This is a genomic window from Mesonia profundi, from assembly GCF_031085155.1.
GTDB lineage: Bacteria > Bacteroidota > Bacteroidia > Flavobacteriales > Flavobacteriaceae > Mesonia > Mesonia profundi.
Genome location: NZ_JAVHUL010000009.1, coordinates 44838 through 64433, shown reverse-complemented (window position 1 = coordinate 64433; position 19596 = coordinate 44838). Strand labels below are relative to the sequence as shown.

At 34.9% G+C, this 19596-nt stretch carries 17 protein-coding genes; 12 read left to right on the top strand and 5 right to left on the bottom strand.

The window, feature by feature from the left end:
- Positions 1–84 precede the first annotated feature (84 nt).
- Complete coding sequence (locus RBU60_RS05075; RefSeq protein WP_308863612.1) at positions 85–1836, top strand: M14 family metallopeptidase; 1752 nt, start codon at positions 85–87, stop codon at positions 1834–1836.
- Here the strand turns inward: RBU60_RS05075 and RBU60_RS05070 are convergent.
- The gene (locus RBU60_RS05070; protein ID WP_308863610.1) at positions 1804–2427 is read right to left on the bottom strand and encodes an NUDIX hydrolase; all 624 of its coding nucleotides are present in this window, start codon (positions 2425–2427) and stop codon (positions 1804–1806) included. The two genes, RBU60_RS05075 and RBU60_RS05070, sit on opposite strands and share 33 nt — an antisense overlap.
- Positions 2428–2434: 7 nt before the next feature.
- On the opposite strand from RBU60_RS05070, the gene pyrE reads away from it, so the two are divergent.
- Together pyrE and RBU60_RS05060 are read left to right on the top strand one after the other, a co-directional pair.
- A complete protein-coding gene (gene pyrE / locus RBU60_RS05065) occupies positions 2435–3082 on the top strand; it encodes an orotate phosphoribosyltransferase (protein WP_308863609.1) in 648 nt (215 codons plus the stop codon).
- A 2-nt stretch (positions 3083–3084) separates the two neighbouring features.
- Positions 3085–3477 (top strand): SRPBCC family protein, encoded by a 393-nt coding sequence (locus tag RBU60_RS05060; RefSeq protein ID WP_308863608.1) that lies wholly within the window; start codon positions 3085–3087, stop codon positions 3475–3477.
- Here the strand turns inward: RBU60_RS05060 and RBU60_RS05055 are convergent.
- On the bottom strand, positions 3474–4205 hold the full coding sequence (locus RBU60_RS05055) for a biotin--[acetyl-CoA-carboxylase] ligase (RefSeq protein WP_308863607.1): 732 nt from the start codon (positions 4203–4205) through the stop codon (positions 3474–3476). The genes RBU60_RS05060 and RBU60_RS05055 overlap by 4 nt on opposite strands.
- A gap of 92 nt (positions 4206–4297) precedes the next feature.
- On the opposite strand from RBU60_RS05055, the gene rsfS reads away from it, so the two are divergent.
- From rsfS to RBU60_RS05015, 8 genes are all read left to right on the top strand, one after another.
- Positions 4298–4669: a ribosome silencing factor gene (gene rsfS / locus RBU60_RS05050; protein WP_308863606.1), complete on the top strand. Its 372-nt coding sequence runs from the start codon at positions 4298–4300 to the stop codon at positions 4667–4669.
- Positions 4670–4689: 20 nt separating this feature from the next.
- The gene (gene ftsH / locus RBU60_RS05045) at positions 4690–6696 is read left to right on the top strand and encodes an ATP-dependent zinc metalloprotease FtsH (RefSeq protein WP_308863605.1); all 2007 of its coding nucleotides are present in this window, start codon (positions 4690–4692) and stop codon (positions 6694–6696) included.
- Positions 6697–6783: 87 nt separating this feature from the next.
- On the top strand, positions 6784–7401 hold the full coding sequence (locus RBU60_RS05040) for an LUD domain-containing protein (RefSeq protein ID WP_308863604.1): 618 nt from the start codon (positions 6784–6786) through the stop codon (positions 7399–7401).
- A gap of 1 nt (position 7402) precedes the next feature.
- On the top strand, positions 7403–8197 hold the full coding sequence (locus tag RBU60_RS05035) for a phosphatidate cytidylyltransferase (RefSeq protein ID WP_308863603.1): 795 nt from the start codon (positions 7403–7405) through the stop codon (positions 8195–8197).
- 2 nt (positions 8198–8199) lie between these two features.
- Entirely contained in the window at positions 8200–8850 is a 651-nt protein-coding gene (locus RBU60_RS05030; protein ID WP_308863602.1) for a phosphatidylserine decarboxylase family protein, read from the top strand.
- A gap of 3 nt (positions 8851–8853) precedes the next feature.
- Complete coding sequence (locus RBU60_RS05025; protein WP_308863601.1) at positions 8854–9135, top strand: acyl-CoA-binding protein; 282 nt, start codon at positions 8854–8856, stop codon at positions 9133–9135.
- A 124-nt stretch (positions 9136–9259) separates the two neighbouring features.
- Positions 9260–12859 (top strand): CheR family methyltransferase, encoded by a 3600-nt coding sequence (locus tag RBU60_RS05020; protein ID WP_308863600.1) that lies wholly within the window; start codon positions 9260–9262, stop codon positions 12857–12859.
- A 129-nt stretch (positions 12860–12988) separates the two neighbouring features.
- Positions 12989–13540, top strand: coding sequence for a response regulator (locus RBU60_RS05015; RefSeq protein WP_308863599.1), 552 nt, complete (start codon positions 12989–12991; stop codon positions 13538–13540).
- Positions 13541–13710: 170 nt separating this feature from the next.
- Here the strand turns inward: RBU60_RS05015 and RBU60_RS05010 are convergent, their stop codons facing one another.
- Complete coding sequence (locus RBU60_RS05010; protein ID WP_308863598.1) at positions 13711–13863, bottom strand: YqaE/Pmp3 family membrane protein; 153 nt, start codon at positions 13861–13863, stop codon at positions 13711–13713.
- 134 nt (positions 13864–13997) lie between these two features.
- Here RBU60_RS05010 and RBU60_RS05005 point away from each other — a divergent pair, with 134 nt between their 5' ends.
- Positions 13998–15485 carry a S10 family peptidase gene (locus tag RBU60_RS05005; protein WP_308863597.1) on the top strand — a complete coding sequence of 496 codons (1488 nt, stop codon included), beginning with the start codon at positions 13998–14000 and terminating at the stop codon, positions 15483–15485.
- On the opposite strand, the gene RBU60_RS05000 is transcribed toward RBU60_RS05005, so the two are convergent.
- Positions 15482–16099, bottom strand: coding sequence for a DNA-binding response regulator (locus tag RBU60_RS05000; protein WP_308863596.1), 618 nt, complete (start codon positions 16097–16099; stop codon positions 15482–15484). The two genes, RBU60_RS05005 and RBU60_RS05000, sit on opposite strands and share 4 nt — an antisense overlap.
- A 189-nt stretch (positions 16100–16288) precedes the next feature.
- Positions 16289–19345 (bottom strand): ligand-binding sensor domain-containing protein, encoded by a 3057-nt coding sequence (locus RBU60_RS04995; protein ID WP_308863595.1) that lies wholly within the window; start codon positions 19343–19345, stop codon positions 16289–16291.
- Positions 19346–19596: the final 251 nt, after the last annotated feature.

Genomic DNA, 19596 nt, shown 5'->3' with positions numbered 1-19596 from the left:
AATTTGGGTTTATAAGTTTGTAAGCGCCTAAATTACTAATTTAGTTTCATAATTCAACATCTTTTACCTGAAATTTTATCCTTTATGAAAAATATAAGCATCTTAACCCTTACTATAGTCATCTTAACTAGCTGTGACCTATCAAAATACAAAATAAGCAAAGAGTATGACTTATCTACCACCTTCGAAAAATCAAATGGTCAAGAAACGGGAACTTACCAAGAAGTGATAGATTTCTACACTCAATTAGACGATGCCTATACCAGTATCGAAATGAAAGAGGTAGGAACCACCGATAGCGGCAAACCTTTACATCTAGTCATATATAACCCAGAAAGTAATTTCGATTGGAACAGTATTCATAAAGACAAAACCGTCTTACTCATCAACAATGGGATTCATCCTGGGGAGAGTGACGGGATAGACGCCACCATGATGATGTTACGAGATTTTGCTCAAGATTCTTTAAAAGCGCCAAAAAATACAGTCATCGCTACGATACCTATCTATAATGTAGGAGGCTCCTTAACTAGAAACAGCACTTCTCGTACCAATCAAAACGGACCCAAAGAATACGGTTTTAGAGGAAATGCTAGAAATTACGACCTTAATCGTGACTTTATTAAAATGGATTCTAAAAATGCGTTCGCTTTCGCGGAAGTATTTCATCAAATAAATCCAGATGTTTTTATCGACAATCATGTAAGCAATGGCGCCGATTATCAATACACCCTTACCCATTTGCTTACCCAGCACGATAAATTAGGAGGTCCTTTAGGGAAATACCTGAAAGAAGATTTTATGATTCAACTGGAAGATAGCTTGGCTGTAAAAGGACTTCCCATTACGCCTTATGTCAACGTGTTTAATGAAGTTCCTGAAAAAGGTTTTTCTCAGTTTTTAGATAACCCAAGATACTCTACAGGATATACGACTTTATGGAACACACTGGGGTTGATGATAGAAACTCATATGCTGAAACCCTACTCCCAACGAGTAGAAAGCACGTATGAGTTGATGATTACCTGTATAGATATCATAGAAAATAGCGAAGGCCGCATTAAAAAACTCCGCACAGAAAATCAAAAATACGTTGAAGACTCCAACTTCTATCCTATTAATTATACGGTGAATAAAGATACGCTTACTACCATCGATTTTAAAGGCTATGAAGCCGAAAATCTTAAAAGTGAAGTAACCCAACTCCCCCGACTTAAATACAATAAGAACAAGCCTTTTAATAAAGAGGTCTCTTATTATGATTACTTCCAGGCCCAAGACAGTATTTCTATTCCCAAAGCTTATGTGATTCCGCAAGGCTGGTGGCCTATTAAAGACCGACTTTTAGCCAACCAGATTGAATTTCAAATCTTAGAAAAAGACAGCCTCATAGAAGTAGAGACGTATAGAATCAAAGATTTTGAAACTCTGTCCAATCCTTATGAAGGACATTACCTTCACAAAAATACGAGCGTCACAGCTTCAGTTAACAACATAAAGTTTAGAAAAGGAGATTTGATTGTTCCTACGCACCAAGCTGGAATGCGGTATTTACTAGAGACTTTAGAGCCTTCCGCAGTAGATTCATTTTTTAATTGGAATTTTTTCGATTCTATTCTTCAGCAAAAAGAAGGCTTCTCTCCGTATGTATTTGAAGAGGTGGCCTTAAGATTTTTACAAGAAAACCCTTCCGTAAAGAAAGCTTTTGAAGCGAAAAAAACTAAAGATAAAGCGTTTAGAAATAGCTGGTATGCGCAATTGGATTGGATTCATAAGAAAAGTCCCCATTACGAAAAAGCTCATTTACTTTATCCGGTTTTTAGGATGCTGAATTAAATATTCTTTAGGAAAAAGAAGCTTTATATTTTCATAAGACTTCTGAAGTGCTTTTTGACTTTTTTCAAAGTTTTTCCATTTCGCTTTTTTAATTCCTTCTTCTTTTTGAGGCACTAGCTCCCCTTCAAAACTAGTTTTCATTTCAAACCAATGGGTTTCTTTTAACTTATATTCTCCATTTCGTTTTAAAATATGATAAGTCACTTGCAGCAATTTGATAATCTCTAAGCCTTCCACTTGGGTCTCCTCCTCTACTTCGCGTATGGAGGTTTCCTCAATACTTTCGCCGTCTTCGGCTTTACCTTTAGGCAAATCCCATCTTCCATTACGCTTAATAAATAGAATTTCTCCTTTTTGGTTGTACACCAATCCGCCACCTGCAACAATGGTCTTTAATTTCTTTTTTAGCGTTTTAAGAAGCTGTTCTTCATTTTCGTGATAAAGATTTACATAAAAAAGTTCACCTTTACTTACTTTTTTAATAATACGTTTTATCTTCGCCGTTTTAATTGGGATAGACGTATATTGATTTCCTATATCTTTCTCTGTTGAAAGAATTAATGGAATATCATTTACAAAAACTTTATACATTTACAGAATGATTTTAGATAAAGAAGCCGCAAAAAAAACAGCCGAATTACTCTTGCAAATTAAGGCAATTAAATTAAACCCGCAAGAACCATTTACATGGTCTAGTGGATGGAAGTCACCTATTTATTGTGATAACCGAATTATATTATCCTACCCGCCCATTCGTAACTTCGTAAGAGACCATATGGCTAAACAGGTAGAAAAAATTTACGGCAAAGCCGATGTAATCGCTGGTGTAGCAACAGGAGCCATAGGAATTGGAATGCTAGTTGCCGAATATTTAGGGGTTCCATTTGTGTACGTTAGACCGGAAGCTAAAAAGCACGGAAGACAAAACCAAATTGAAGGTCACTTAGAAGGCGGACAAAATGTAGTGGTTATCGAAGATTTAATTAGCACAGGGAAAAGTAGTCTTAATGCGGTAAAAGCATTAAAAGAAGCCAACTGTAATGTAAAAGGAATGCTGGCTATTTTCTCTTATGGCTTTGATGTGGCAAAAGAAAATTTTGAAAAAGAACACATCCAATTGCATACGCTAAGCGACTACTCTGCCCTTATAGAGCAAGCTTTCGAAACCAATTATTTAAACAAAAAAGAACTAGAAACACTTCAAAACTGGAGAAATAATCCTTCCACCTGGAGTCCAAAATTATAAACATGCATTTAGAAAGTGAAAAAAATAAGGTAAATAAAAGTCAGGAAGAATTATTCAACTTTCTTACCGAAGTAAAGAATTACGAAAGCATTATGCCAGATTCTATACAGAAATTTGAGGTAAAGGGCGAGGATAGTTTTTTATTTCAATTAAAAGGAATGCCAGAAATTAAACTTCTCATCAAGGAGACTACTCCTTTCGAGCAAGTGGTTTTGGGAGCTAAAAGTGAAAAGCTTCCGTTTACGCTTACCGCCAATATTGCTGAAATCGCTTCCGCGGAAAGCGAAGTACAACTTGTTTTTGACGGTGAATTTAATAGCATGATGGCGATGATGATTAAAATTCCTTTAAAAAACTTTATCAATGCACTGAGTGAGAATATGGCCAAGCTTTAATAAAGCAGCCTAATTTCTTTGATTTCAAAAGAGCTTAGCTTCTCGTCTTCAAACAAGATTTCTAACAAACCTTGTTTGGAGACTTTTTTTATAATCCCCGTAGTTCGCTCTCCGTCGGGAAATTGAAAGGTAGAAGCTTTCTCGATTCTAAACAAATGCTTGTGGTACTTGTCTAAAATCGTTTCATGAGAAAAAGGTAAAAACTCATACATATCTTTTTCTATCTGTTGCACCAATTGCCTAAGCACGTTGTCTAAATCATAATGAACGCCCGTAAGCTCTTTTAAGGAAGAAGCCCGGTACAAAGAATCAAAATTTACTTGGTTCACATTGAGCCCAACTCCTATAATCACAGTGTTAATTTTTTGATTGCTAAATATGTTTTCGATGAGTATCCCACAAATCTTAAAACTGTCTGCCAATATGTCGTTAGGCCATTTTACCTTTAAATTAGGAATCCCTAACCTCTTTAGCACTTTTAAGACCGCCAAAGAAGTTATGGCACTTAGCTTAAACTGGTTTTCTATTTTAAGATTTAAACCATCTAAGAGCACGCTAAAGGTTAGGTTCTTGCCTTTTTCTGAGTTCCAATTCGCCCCCATTTGCCCTCTACCTTGAGTTTGATTTTCGGCTACTACATAACAGTTTTTTATACTGGGATTAGCGCGATATAACTCTCGTAAGTAAACATTAGTAGATGGGGTGGTACGGACTTTGATACTCTTCATAAAAAAAGTGTTGATAATAGAACGATAAGTTTTTGTTAACAATGCAAAAAAAGAGCAAAAAATAATAACTTTGCACAAAATAAATAAATTTAATGATAAAAACTGAAAATAACACAGACCTACTCCTAACTCAAATCATAAAAGGTATGGAAGATGTTAAGGGTAATGACATTCAAATACTAGATCTTCGCGAGATTGAAAATACGGTTTGTGACTATTTTGTAATTTGTAATGGTACTTCCAACACCCAAGTAAACGCTATTGTTAACTCTGTTCAAAAAGGAGTAAGCAAGTCTCTAAAAGACAAGCCTTGGCACGTAGAGGGTACTGAAAATGCCGAATGGGTCCTTATTGACTATGTTAATGTTGTAGTTCACGTTTTTCAAAAACACATTAGAGAATTTTACGATATCGAAGGACTTTGGGGAGATGCCAAATCGACCACTATAGAAACAAATTACTAAATTACTAGCACCCACACATAATGGCTAAGCAACAAGAAAACAAAAAGCCCGAAGGCGGTAAAAAGCCTAAATTCAATTCCTATTGGATTTATGCGGGAATTATACTTATTTTTTTAGGAATCAATTTTTTCAGCGGAAGCGGTTTTAACGAACCTGCCAAAACTAACATTGCCGAATTTGAATCTTTCCTTAAAGAAGGAGAAGTGAAAAAAGTAGTGGTGATTAATAAAAGAACCGCCAACGTTTACTTAACTGAAAAAGCAGAGCAGCTACCTAAACACAAGAAAAATAAGGAAAAGGAACTTCTCCCTGGTGGAGAAACTCCACATTATACGTTTGAACTTGGAGATCTCCAAAATTTTGAAAATGATTTTGACGAAATTAAAAACGAGTACAACCTAGATACCATAAGAGTAAACGAGACCCACTCTGATGTATGGGGAGACCTTATTTGGTCGCTACTTCCTTTTATTCTAATTATTGGAGTTTGGATTTTTATTATGCGAAAAATGAGCGGCGGCGGCGGCGGCGGTCCTGGCGGACAAATTTTCAACATAGGAAAATCTAAAGCCAAACTCTTTGATAAAAACACCGATGTTAAAGCTTCATTTAAAGATGTAGCCGGTTTACAAGGGGCAAAAGAAGAAGTACAAGAAATTGTAGATTTCTTAAAAACACCCGAAAAATATACCGCTCTAGGCGGAAAAATCCCTAAAGGAGCCTTATTAGTTGGTCCTCCAGGAACAGGAAAAACTTTATTAGCAAAAGCAGTTGCAGGAGAAGCAAAAGTGCCTTTCTACTCGCTTTCAGGATCAGATTTCGTAGAGATGTTTGTAGGTGTTGGAGCTTCTCGAGTAAGAGATTTATTTAAGCAAGCGAAAGAAAAATCACCTTCTATTATCTTTATTGATGAGATCGATGCCATTGGTAGAGCAAGAGGGAAATCAAATTTAGGTGGGTCTAACGATGAAAGAGAAAATACACTTAACCAATTACTGACAGAAATGGATGGTTTTGGTACCAATACCAATGTAATTGTTATTGGGGCGACCAACCGTGCTGACGTTTTGGATAAGGCCTTAATGAGAGCAGGGCGTTTTGACAGACAAATTTATGTTGATTTACCAGACATTAGAGAACGTAAAGAGATTTTTGAAGTGCACTTAAGACCTCTTAAGAAAGTAGCTGATGAATTAGATACTGAATTCTTAGCTAAGCAAACTCCCGGTTTCTCTGGAGCAGATATTGCCAATGTTTGTAATGAAGCAGCTTTAATTGCAGCTAGAAAAGGAAATAAGGCCGTAGGAAAACAAGATTTCTTAGATGCTGTAGATAGAATTGTAGGTGGACTAGAGAAAAAGAATAAAATTATTACGCCAGACGAGAAGAAAGCTATTGCTTTTCACGAAGCGGGTCACGCTACGGTAAGTTGGATGTTAGAGCATGCGGCTCCCCTAGTAAAAGTGACTATCGTACCTAGAGGACAATCTTTAGGAGCGGCTTGGTATTTACCTGAAGAAAGACTTATTGTTCGTACAGAGCAAATGTTGGACGAAATGTGTGCCACTATGGGGGGTAGAGCTGCAGAAAAAGTGATTTTTAATAAGATTTCTACAGGAGCATTAAGTGATCTAGAAAAAGTAACTAAGCAAGCAAAAGCCATGGTGACAATCTATGGTCTTAATGAAAATGTAGGTAACCTTACCTATTATGATTCTTCTGGACAAAATGAATATAACTTCACCAAGCCTTATAGTGAGAAGACCTCTGAGTTGATCGACAAAGAAATCTCTAACATTATTGAAGAACAATATAAGAGAGCGATAGATTTATTGACATTACATAAAGATAAGCTTACGCAGTTGGCTGAAATCTTATTAGATAAGGAAGTGATTTTTAAAGACGATTTACAACGTATCTTTGGAGACCGTCCCTATGACAAGAAAGATGGGAAAGAAACTCCTTCTCCTGAAGTATTTTCCGCTAAGGAAGATAGCATTGAAGAAAACAATAATCCCGAATCTTAAAAAATATAGATTTAGTCACGTGACTAAATCTATATTTTTTATCTTTGATTGATAGCATCATTAATTTATTTACCCCACCCACTGAATATGAGTATATTTAGTAAACTTTTAGGATTCAAATTTAAATCAGAAAAAGAGGAGAATCCTAATCAAAAAGACCAAAGCAAGTTCATGCCCGAGGAGAAATTACCTACGGACGAGAATTTTATGGTCAATTTTAAAAAGAATGGAGGTAAATTCTTGTATTGTAGCAATAAAGAAGAGATGTTAGATACCTTCTACTCTATTCTTAAAGAAAATGATTGGAACAATGAAGAGGGCTCTCCCGTTTGCTGCTTTGATGAAAATTTAAAAGATACTTTTAAAGATTTTGGATTAGAATTTAATAAAAGTTCAACTTCAAATTTCTTTCTCTCTACTTGCGAATACTTAATTGCGAATACGGGTGCCTTATTAATTTCTTCGAATCAGATAGGAGAAAAAAAATTAAATGAATTGCCTCATGATTTCATCATTCTCGCAGCTACAAGTCAGCTTATAGACACCATAGGAGAAGGCTTAAGAGGTATAAAGAATAAAAGCAAGAATAAGATTCCTTCTAATATTACTACCATTAAAACTTTTGAAGATAAAAAAGAAAGTGATTTTATGAGCTATGGTAGTCCTTCTAAAAATTTATATTTGCTGCTATTAGAAGACTTATAGTATGAAAGAAACCTTAACGAGGACTTTATCTGGGGCCTTATACATTGTTATATTAATTGCGGCCGTTCTCGTATCTAAATTCACCTTTTGGGGTTTATTTCTAATCTTCGGACTTATTTGCGTTCATGAACTTCAAAAACTGCTTCAACTAAACAGTTATCTTTCTTACGCTTTACTGATTGGTTTTTTTGCTTTTTTCAGTATCTTCAAGCTTAATATTTACGCATTAAATATTCTTTTAGTACTCACTTTATTGGTAAAGGTTCTGCTATTAAGGGATCTTATTATCATAAGAAAAATTCCGCTTTTTCAAGAAAAGAAATACATTGTGGTCATCTTTTACCTCATTGCTTCTTTTATATTTATAACACTCATCCCTTTTGATAAGAATGATGAATACCAACCAGAACTGCTCATTGCGATCTTTATTCTTATTTGGGTTAATGATACTTTTGCTTATTTAGTAGGAAAGAACTTTGGCAAAAACAAACTCTTTGAAAGAGTTTCTCCCAATAAAACAATAGAAGGTTTCTTAGGGGGGTTATTTTTTAGCATTGCAGCGGGTTATGTAATTTCACTTTATATTCCTATTTTTACCTACGGAGAATGGATTGTACTTAGCATATTGGTAAGTATTTTTGGGACTTATGGTGACTTAATTCAATCTAAACTAAAAAGGCAAGCAAACGTTAAAGATAGCGGTGCAATTATGCCAGGACATGGAGGGTTACTAGATCGCTTGGATAGTGTGCTGTTTGCAGGTACTTTTGTTTATACTTATTTACTTTTTATATAATTATGTTTCATAAAGAAGGTTATAGAATATTAGGGTTTTCATTATTAGCTTTTATAATCATTAATATGATAAGCTATAACTTTATTAATCCCCTATGGCTACAAAGCACAATCTTAATAGTCACAGCTGTTTTTTTCTTGCTTATCGTTCAGTTTTTCAGAAATCCGAAGAGAAAAACAGTGGTCAGTGATTCTAGCATCGTATCTCCTGTAGACGGAAAGGTAGTAGTGATTGAAGAGGTTTTTGAAAAAGAATACTTTAATGAAAAAAGGTTACAGGTTTCTGTATTTATGTCCCCTATTAATGTGCACGTAACTCGATATCCCGTTAACGGAATTGTTACCTACAGTAAATATCACGCAGGAAAATATTTAGTGGCTTGGCACCCTAAGTCAAGTGAAGAAAACGAACGAACCACCGTAGTGGTTAAGAGTAACCAATTTGGAGAAATTTTATACAGACAAGTAGCCGGAGCCTTAGCAAAACGGATTGTAAATTATGCTAAAGTTGGTGATAAAGCTAAACAAGGTGAGGATAGCGGATTTATTAAATTTGGTTCTCGTGTAGATTTATACCTTCCTTTAAAAACAAAACTCAACGTAAAACTGAATCAGAAAGTAAAAGGGGGAGTAAGCATCATTGCCAAAAACTAAGCTATGACTGATAAAACTGCACAACTAGAGAAAGAGTTTCAGGAAGCTTATGAAAGAGCTACTCATACTGAACTTCGTTTTCCTCCCGACTTAATGCTTCATTTTTATGCCTACTATAAAAGAGCTACTAATGATTCTACGTTCTACAATCTAGCCAACCCAGATGATGAACAACTTATTTCGGCCTTTAAGATGAATGCTATTTTTCAGGTAAAAAACTTGACTCCTGAGCAAGCTAAAAAAGAATACATTAACTTAGTAAATACACATATCCCTAAGCAGTAAGTATACGCTTCATAAAAGTATACTTATTTGGTACTTTTATACGTATTTTAATTATCATTGAATTGTCAAGATTTAGTAATTTTACCCACCTTATATTATTGTCTCTACCATGATAAAAAATAGTTTGGCTTTAAATCAACATATTATTGCTATTGGCGCAAGCGCAGGGGGCCTTGAGGCTCTAAAAATGTTTTTTAATAATCTACATAAAAACGATCGCAATAGCTATATCGTTATTCAACATTTATCGCCAGATTACAAAAGTATGATGGCAGAGCTTCTTGCAAAATCCACCTCGCTTAAGATTAAGAGAATTGAAGATAATTCTGAAATTTTACCAGGTCATATTTATTTAATTCCTCCTGCAAATAATTTAATTTTAGAGGAAGGAAGATTCCGTCTATTGGAAAAACCTAAAAATCAAAAATTAAATTTACTTATAGATATTTTTTTAGAGTCTTTAGCTCCCTATAAAAAAGAAAAGGCCATAGCCATTATCTTAAGCGGAACTGGTAGTGATGGGACAAGCGGTATTAAGGCTATAAAAGAAAACAATGGAGTGGTGATGGTACAAGAGCCTACCCAGTCTAAGTTTGACGGTATGCCTAAAAGTGCTATTAGAACTGGCTTAGTCGATTATATTTTGCCCGTAGAAGATATGGGCGACGAAATTAAGAGCTTTATCAGAGCCTCTCAATCTCTCCAATTAAATAAAGATACAGAGGTTAGTTACAATAAAGCTATCATGTCTAAAATTCTACATATAGTAGACCAAAGCATTGGTTTAGACTTTACGGAATATAAATACTCTACGCTGTCTAGAAGATTATTGCGTAGAATACACGTATGCAAATGCGCTTCTTTTGATGCCTATTTCACTCTTTTAAAGTCTGATGAGAAAGAAATCAATTGTTTAGCACGAGAGTTTCTAATAGGAGTTACGAAATTTTTTAGAGATACTGAAGTATGGGAAGTATTGAGAGAGCAGGTAATTCCTGAGTTAGTTGCAAAAATTGACGAAGGAGAAACCCTGAAAATTTGGGACGTGGCTTGCAGCACAGGAGAAGAAGCTTACTCTCTAGCCATACTTATCCAGGAAGAGTTAGAAAATCAAGAAAAAAATATAGAGGTTAAAATTTTCGCTACAGATATTGCCGAAGATCACCTTAACATAGGCAGCAACGCCACCTATAACGAAAGCAGTGTTGCAGAAATAGAACCTTTTTTGCTCCAAAAATATTTTTCTACGACTCCTAGCGGATATCAAGTCATAGAGAAACTTCGCAAAATGATTATTTTCTCTAAACACAATATCATTAAGAATCCGCCTTTTAGCAATATGAACATGGTTTTATGTAGAAACTTACTGATTTATTTTCAGCCAAGTATTCAGCAAAAAGCTTTAAATGTTCTTCATTACGGACTTGAAGAAGATGGGATTTTAGTCTTAGGAACCAGTGAAAGCATTCAAACACATCGGGAGAATTTTGAAGCCATCAACCGCAAGTGGAAAATATTTAGAAACACCTCCCCTAGACGAAGACTAAAAACCGAAACCTTAAAGGCTTCTACCAATCAAATTCACCCTTTAAAAAAACAACGAGTTCAAGAAAGGCCAAATAGAATGAATACTAGAAAAAGAAGGTTCTTAGAAAACTTTAATCAAACGGTCTTAGATCATTTTGGAAGCGCAAGCGTTTTTATAGATGAAGACTATAATATTTTACAAGCCATAGGCGAATTTAGAAAATACGCTAACTTACCTACTCAAGGTTTTTCGGTTAACCTATTAGACATGCTTGGGGATGAGTTAAAACCAATCATTTTATCGAGTGTACGTAAAGCTGCTAAAACGCATCAAGAGATTGTGTATAAGAATGCTTTCTATCATGACAATGAAGAGAAAAAAGCGCTCAATATTTTCGTAAAACCCTTCCGTGAAAACGAATTAGATTCAGAGCTTAATTTTACCATTACTCTGATAGAGAAAAAAGTAGATTACTCTAAATTTGATAAAGCCTCTACCCTTACCACTTCGAGCAGACACAAAGATTATATCCATGAGTTAGAAGCAGAATTAAACAAAACTAAAGAAGAGTTAAGAACTTCGCTTGAAGAGATTGAAACCAGCAATGAAGAATTACAATCTGCGAATGAAGAACTTTTAGCTTCCAATGAAGAGCTGCAAAGTACCAATGAAGAACTACAAAGCGTAAATGAAGAGATAAATACCGTTAATGCCGAGAATGTTCAAAAAATGGAAGACTTGGCCGAGCTTAACGCGGATATGAATAATCTTTTAGAGAGTACCGAAATAGGTACTATTTTTCTCGACAAGGATTTAAAAATAAGAAAATTTACGCCGGCAATTCAGAAGCATTTTAGTCTTATCAATTCAGATGTGGGAAGACCTATTGATAACTTCACGACTAGTTTTGGTCTTCATAGAAGAAACACTTTGATTAACCGGTGTAAGAAAGTGCTTAAAACCGGGAAGACCATGCAAAGAAATATTGTCTCTAAAGAAGGAAAAAACTACTTACAACGTATTTCTGCATTTATCAACTCTCATGATATTCCAGAAGGCATCGTAATTACTTTTGTAGATATTGAATCCCTGCAAGATGCTAAAGATAAGTTAGTGGCAAGCGAAAAAAGATTCAAGTCTTTTTACGAAGAAGATCCTGTGATGCACTTTAGTGTCAACCCTAAAACCTCCAAAATCGTTCAGTGTAATTTAGAAGCGATAGAACGTTTAGGCTATGATTCTAAAGAAGAGATTATTGGGTCTAATATGTATGATCTTTATGAAGATGAGGCACAATTAAAAGCATTAAAACTGGGGAAGGTCTTTCAAGAAAAAGGAGAATTAAAAAATATTGAACTAGAAATGCTTACCAAAGATGGGCTTATTATTCCTATCATGATGAGTTCTACGGTGGAGCTGGATGAACATGGAAACGGAATAAGCAATCGTTTTACGTGTGTAGATGTTTCTGAATTAAAAGAGGCTCAGAAGAAGCTAAACAAGCAAAAGGCAGATTTAGAGCGTGCCAATAAAGATTTAGAGCAATTCGTGTCCATTTGTTCTCACGATTTACAAGAACCCTTATCTACCATTAAATTTGGTAGCGATATTCTAGGAAAAATATACGGAGACCGGTTAGATGATAAAGGCCGAGAATACATCTCTTATATCGACCAAGCATCTGATAGGCTTTCGCAACAAATAAAAGCCTTATTAGAACATTCTAGAATAGGAAGAGGCACTAAAAAACAATGGGTAGACACCCAAGAAATTGTTGAAATTGTTAAATATGATTTAGGGAAAAGAATTAAAGAAACGCACGCCAAAATTTTTGCAGGAAATCTTCCGAAAATCAAAGGTTATGAGGTAGAACTCCGTTTGTTGTTTCAAAATTTAATTAGCAATTCTCTTAAGTACAAAGCAAAAGACAAAGAACCCGAAATTAGAATCTCTGCCTTTAAGGAAGGAAATTACTACATCTTCTCCATTATGGATAACGGGATTGGTATTTCACAAGAAGATCAAAAGAATATCTTTACCATTTTTAACCGTGTTCCTACACAAGAGAAATATGAAGGAACCGGTGTAGGCTTAGCCCACGTAGAAAAAATTGTAGCCTTACATAAAGGAAGCCTTTGGGTAGAATCTCAAGTGGGCGTAGGTAGTACGTTTTACTTTAAACTAAAAGCGAAGTAAGAAAACATTTATCTTCTTCAACATATAAGAGTGATCAATAATTGTAGCGCATAAAAAGACTTTCTTCACTACCTTTGCGCAGGATACTACTGTTTTCTATCGAATATTATCTTTAACAAGATTGGATTTATGATTACTACCAAGCTAAGAATTTTAATGGTGGAAGGTGCTAAAGAGGATGCTGAATTGATTAAGCTTCATCTCCAAAAAATTATAGAAAATTTTGAGTTAAAAATAGTCGATAATCTGGAAAATACGACGCAAGCACTTCAGGATTTTATTCCAGATGTAGTGCTCTCAGACTATGACTTACCCACTTGTACAGGCTTAGACATTCTACATATCACCAAAGAAACAGATGAAAGTATTCCCTTTATTTTTATCACTGGGTCTATAGAAGATGAAGCCGTGGCAGAGAATACGATTCTTGCGGGAACATCGGGTTATGTGTTAAAAAAACATATGGATTCGCTTTCAGAAAAATTAAAACCTCTTTTAAAAAGAGTTGCTTTTGAAATGTTTGAAAAAGTAGAACTGAGAGATCAAATTAGGAAGAATAAAATTGCAGTCAACCAAATCTATAGCTATATAGATGATATGGCTAGTGACAATCAAGAGCAAAAAAAGAACATCTACAAGATTCGAAAGAATATAGAGCACATAAAGCGTAAAGAAGATTGAGAAATAGTCGTGTCCGACTAAGATATAAGACCTACTCACCCATTCCATTGGTGCAGGCATTAAAAGACATCAGACTTGATTCTTAATAGCCTGATGATTGAAATATAGTATAAAAAAAACCGCCTGTTTGGGTACAGACGGAATTCCTTCAATTGAATCCTGTATGAGGATTAGCTATTTACATAAAAGGCGTAAATCACACCTGGTAACCATCCCACAAGAGTTAAAAGTAAACTGATAAGAAACTCAGTTCCTAAGCCGTGTTTTAAAAATACAGCCAATGGTGGTAATAAAATATTTAAAATAATAGTAAGTAATGACATAGTTTTTGGTTTAGGTTGATCGATAAGGTAGGACTTGTAATTTTTACAAGCGTTAATAATATATCAATTTGCATCCTTTTAACTATTTATAATTGATTATTTTTAAGGTTTTTAAACTTCAAACCTATCGCATTATGCATCTCAAAACCTTTGCTCTTTTATTCATTCTTTTCTCCTTTACAACTTTCGCTCAAGAGATCAAGATTCCTATTGACACCACTATAACTACACAGCATACTGCTAAAATCAATGGTTCTAGCTTAGATTACACAGCAACGACCGGGATGCAACCTGTTTGGAACAGCGACAATAAAGCAATGGCCACATTGCACTATACTTTATATAAGAAAAAGAATCAGAAAGAAGACGGGAAAAGACCTTTAGTCATTTCTTTTAATGGTGGTCCTGGTTCTGCGTCGGCTTGGATGCATATCGCTTATACCGGACCTAAAATTTTAAATATTAGCGATGAAGGTTATCCCGTGCAACCTTATGGTTTAAAAGATAACCCCCACTCCATTTTAGATGTAGCCGATATTTTATATGTCAACCCGGTAAATACAGGATATTCAAGAACCTTAAAAGTAGATGATAAAGAGCCCAACAGAGACTTGTTTTTTGGGATTAATGCAGATATCAAATACCTAGCGGCTTGGTTAGAGAATTTTGTAAGCAGAAACAATCTTTGGCTTTCGCCGAAATACCTTATTGGAGAAAGCTATGGCGGAACCCGAGTTTCTGGTCTTGCCCTCGCATTACAAGAGCAACAATGGATGTACCTTAACGGCGTTATTTTAGTGTCCCCGGCAGATTACCTTAGCTTCGATGCAGACACCGCCTTATCCTCTTCCCTATTCTTACCTTATTTTACAGCCGCAGCTTGGTACCATAAAGCTTTATCTCCAGAGTTTCAGCAGAAAGAATTAGAGAACATTTTACCTCAAATAGAAACCTATGCTTTAGATGTATTACTTCCGGCTTTAGCCAAAGGTTCTCTTCTCTCGGCTTCCGAAAAGGAAAAAATGGCCACGCAAATGGCCACTTATACTGGTATCTCTAAAAAAGTGATTCTTCAACATAATTTAGACCTTCCTTCATCGGTTTTTTGGAAAGAGTTGCTCAGAGATAAATCGGGGAATACCATTGGTAGATTAGATTCTCGCTACCTAGGAATCGATAGAAAATTAGCTGGAAACCGCCCAGATTACAGTCCAGAGCTTACTTCGTGGTTGCATTCTTTTACGCCAGCCATTAACTATTATATGCGAGAGCACCTCAACTTTAAAACCGATTTAAAATACAATATGTTTGGGCCCGTACATCCTTGGGATAACCGCGGCAATAACACCCGTGAGCAATTGAGAAAAGCGATGGCAGAAAATCCTTACTTAAATATTCTTTTCCAAACGGGTTATTTTGACGGTGCTACCACGTATTTTCACTCCAAATATTCGATGAGTCAAATTGATCCAAGCGGACAGTTAAAAGACAGAATGCAGTTTAAGACGTATCATAGCGGACATATGATGTATCTCCGTCAAGCGGATTTAAAAACGTCAAATAACGATCTCAGAGAATTTTTAAAACAAACCAATCAACAAAACAAAACGGCCAAGTACTAATAGACTTTATATAATTTAGAAGAAAAAGTAAATTTCACCAATTCGCCTATGGTATGAAAACCTAGTTTTTCTTTAATGTTTTTCTTGTGCTTTTCTACGGTATGGTAAGAAACACATAAGGTATCGGCAATTTCTTTACTCGTTTTCCCAGTAGCTAAAGTAATCAAGACCTCTTTTTCTCTAGTCGTTAGGTTTTCTATTTTCTTGGTATTTTCAATATCTTCTTGCTTTCCTTCTATCGTATTTTGATAGTTTAATAGCGATAATTGAATCGTCACTTTTAATTGTTCCTCTTGAAAAGGTTTTAACAAGTAGGCAAATGGCATCGTTTCTTTGGCGCGTTCTAAAAAAGACGCTTCTTTATACGCAGTCAAATAAATTACAGGGAGCGTTCGTATCTCTTTTAAACCTTTTACGACTTCAATCCCATCTTTCTCACATTGCAAATTAATATCTGATATGATTAAATGATACTCATGAGCTTGATATAACTCCAAGGCTTTACGAGGAGTTTTCGCAACATCCACTTGATATTTTTCATTTTTTTGTAACAAAAGCTGAATGTCTTTTGCGATTAAAAATTCGTCTTCTATAAATAAAATACGTTTGGTCATAGTTAGTTATAAGGGTTATTACTAAATTAAACAGATAATGTCGCAATTAAATCGTTTTCTTTATGTTTACTCTTTACTAAAATTTATTAGCGTACCTACCTGTCGGCAGACAGGACAAAGCCTATACTACTCATTTTTAATTTCAATTAAGCATAAAATAATTCAATTTCTTAATACGACATTGCGAATTTAAATTGGTATAAGAATTAGAATTTGAACTCCATTTGATGACTTTATGTCTATACTTCCGTTTAATTGATCTACCATTTCACCTACAATTTCTAAACCTAACGAAGAAGAAGACTTATCTTTTGTAGAGAAACCTTTTCCATTATCTTTTACCTTTAGCTGAATACTAGCACCTTTAAATTGACAATCTATGATTACCTTATTTTTATCTTCATAAGAGGGAAAGGCATATTTATACACGTTCGTAATTAGTTCGTTTAAGATAAGTCCAATCAATACACTATTTATGGAAACAGCAGGAGTGTTCTCCTCTAACTCATATATAACCATAAACTTTCTTTCGGATTCATTTCCCAATAAAGTTAGAATTTTTTCGGTAAATTTTTTAATGAAATCAGGAAGAATAAACTCTTCGTGTTCATTAGATAATAAGTCTTGAATAATGGAAATAGAAGAGATTCTATTTTTTGCCACAAAAAGTATTTCTTTAGCTTTATCACTTGTCACACTATTCGCCTGAATATTCAAAAAACTAGAAACAATTTGAAGGTTATTTTTCACGCGATGATCTAGTTCTTTCATTAAAAACTGAATGTTGTTATTCTTCTCTTCTAGATCTGCATAAGAGATTTGTAATTTTGAATTAGAGTTTTTTAAGCTCAAGGTCCGCTCTCTTACCCTATCTTCTAAGACTAATTTATCCTTTTTCAGCTTTCTTGTTTTGGTGTAATAAAACAGCATCAACAATAAAATAATCACTACAATCCCAAGAATCTTAAACCAAGTTGTTTGATACCAAGGCGGGACAATGGTTATTTTTAACTCATCGCAGTTTTCACTCCATTTCCCCACATCATTGGTAGAAGTCACTCTAAAGATGTATTCTCCCGGAGGTAAATTGGTGTAGGTGGTGCTCTTTTCTTGGGTTACACTTCGCCAATCTTTATCAAAGCCTTCTAAGATATATTTATAATTTATTTTTTCGGGATTTAAAAAGTTCAGGCTGGTATAATTAAGCGTTAATACGTTCTCCTTACTTTTAAAGAAAAGATGATCTTCATAGAGTTCATTGGCTTTAATGGGTTGATTAAACAAATCTATTTGATGAATATAGACATCGGGTAAATAAGGGTTTTCTTCAATATCCTTAGGGTTAAAAATATTAATACCTCGCATTCCGCCAAGGTAAAAATTTCCATTTTCATCTTCATAGCCAGCTTTTCCGTTAAACTCGTTGTTTTGGAGTCCGTCTTTTTCCGTAAAGTTTCTAAAGCTTTTCGTTTCCTGATTAAAAACGGAGACGCCATAATTGGTTCCCATCCACAATTGATTTTCATCATCTACCATTAAGCTGTAGATAAAATCATTGGGGAGACCTTTTTGCTTTCCGTAATGAGCCATAGATTTTTCACCTTTCTGAATCATAGAAATTCCTGCAGCAGTTCCCACCCAAATATTTTGGTTATTATCTTCTGTGATGGCAAAAATTCGATCATTGATAAGCCTTTTATCTCCCTCTTGCTCTTTAGAAAAGATGGCCATTAGCTTTTTTCCTTTTAACTTAAAGAGACCTTCATCAGTTCCCAACCAATAAAAGCCTTGGGAATCTTGATAGGCAATCCTTGCTCTATTTAACACTTGGCCCTTAATTAATAAAGGCTTAAACGCTTCCGTTTCCATATTAAATTCATTGATTCCTCCCGTCCATGTGCATACCCATAACGTCTGACTATCGATTGGGATGATTTCAATCACATCATTATTAGAAATGGACTTCCTATTATTTTTATCATGTAGATATTGCTGAAAAGAATCAGTTTCGGGATTATATTTCAGAAGCCCCGCATCGAATCCTCCCGCCCAAATGCGACCTTCTTTATCTTTACGGATGGTATAAATGAGATTCTTTTTTGCTTGCTCATACAATTTAAATTCTTGCGTTGCCTCTGTGTATTTAACCATTCCCAGCTCTGTTCCAATCCATAAATCATCATCCTGAGCCAAAAATTGGAACGGACTTATATTTTCATGGTTAGGATATTCCTTTAACCTGATTTTTAAAGTATTAAATTTCTTCTGATATTGATTGTAGTAAATCACCCCTTCCCCTTCGGTACCCATCCACAAGTTTCCTTTATCATCGCCTATAATATCATTAATACCTACATTCCCGTAAATCTTCTTGGTATCCGTTTTTAAAATCAGTTTTTTTGCTTTCTCACTTGTTAGGTGGTAGGTATAGAGTCCGGTTTCTGTGCCTATCAATAACTCGTTTTCAGAAAAGTGATAAAAACATTTCACCTCAGGAATCGACACTTCTTTTTCTATCTTATTCTCAGGAGAAACAATAGAAAAACCATCTTTTGTTCCTACAAATAACCGGTTCTCAATCTGCAGCAAGCTCTTTACATTCGTATCCTGAAAAAGGGGAAATACCTCGAGGTTTTTTTCTTGCAGATTGAATTGCAACAAACCACTTTCTGAAGTTCCCAGTAAGTACTTCTCATTCTCTAGTCTTACCACCGACTGGATGAAAGTTTCCTTATTTTTTTTAGGAAGTTGATAGACTTGAGCTTTTCTAGAAACTAAGTCGTAAATGACAAAATTATTTTTTAGGCTGAAGAGAACCTTACTTTTATCTAGCAAAAACGCATTATAGGCTATTTTTTCATCCAATAAATGTTTAGAAATAGGAATAGAAAAATACTTCTCTTGAGAAAGTTGATATCCTAAAATCCCTTCTGAATTGGAAGCGATAAAAATCGTGTCTTTTAAAGCAAGTAAGCCTCTAATATGATCATCTTTAATAGAGTTATCATCATTAGGATCGTGAACATGCGGACTAAACCCGTAGCCATCAAACTTATGCAGGCCATCTTCGGTGCCTACCCATAGAAACCCCAAGCTATCGATGACAATCGCTTTGGAGTTGAGTTGAAGCAAGCCTTTCTCTTGCCCTAAATAATTGATGTAGAGCGTATCACTTTCTTCTGGCTCTTGTGCAGAAACACAGAGAATTTGTGTAAATAAGAATAAAAAGAGTAATTTTTTAACCAAAAGCTTGCGTATTAGAAGCTCCTAAATATAGTTAAAATAAGTGAAATTGAATATTTTTCAAAAAGTAAAACCTCTTTGCATGTAAAGAGGTTTGTGTTTAAGATAATTATTATTTTTAATAGGAAGAATTGCTAGCTAAACTCCCAAGACAATGGCAGCTTCAATATTTAGTTTTACGCTTATCTCTCGAGCTATTTTTAAAGGCGGTTCACTTTTACCACTTAAATATTCGCTAATACGCGAAGTACCTA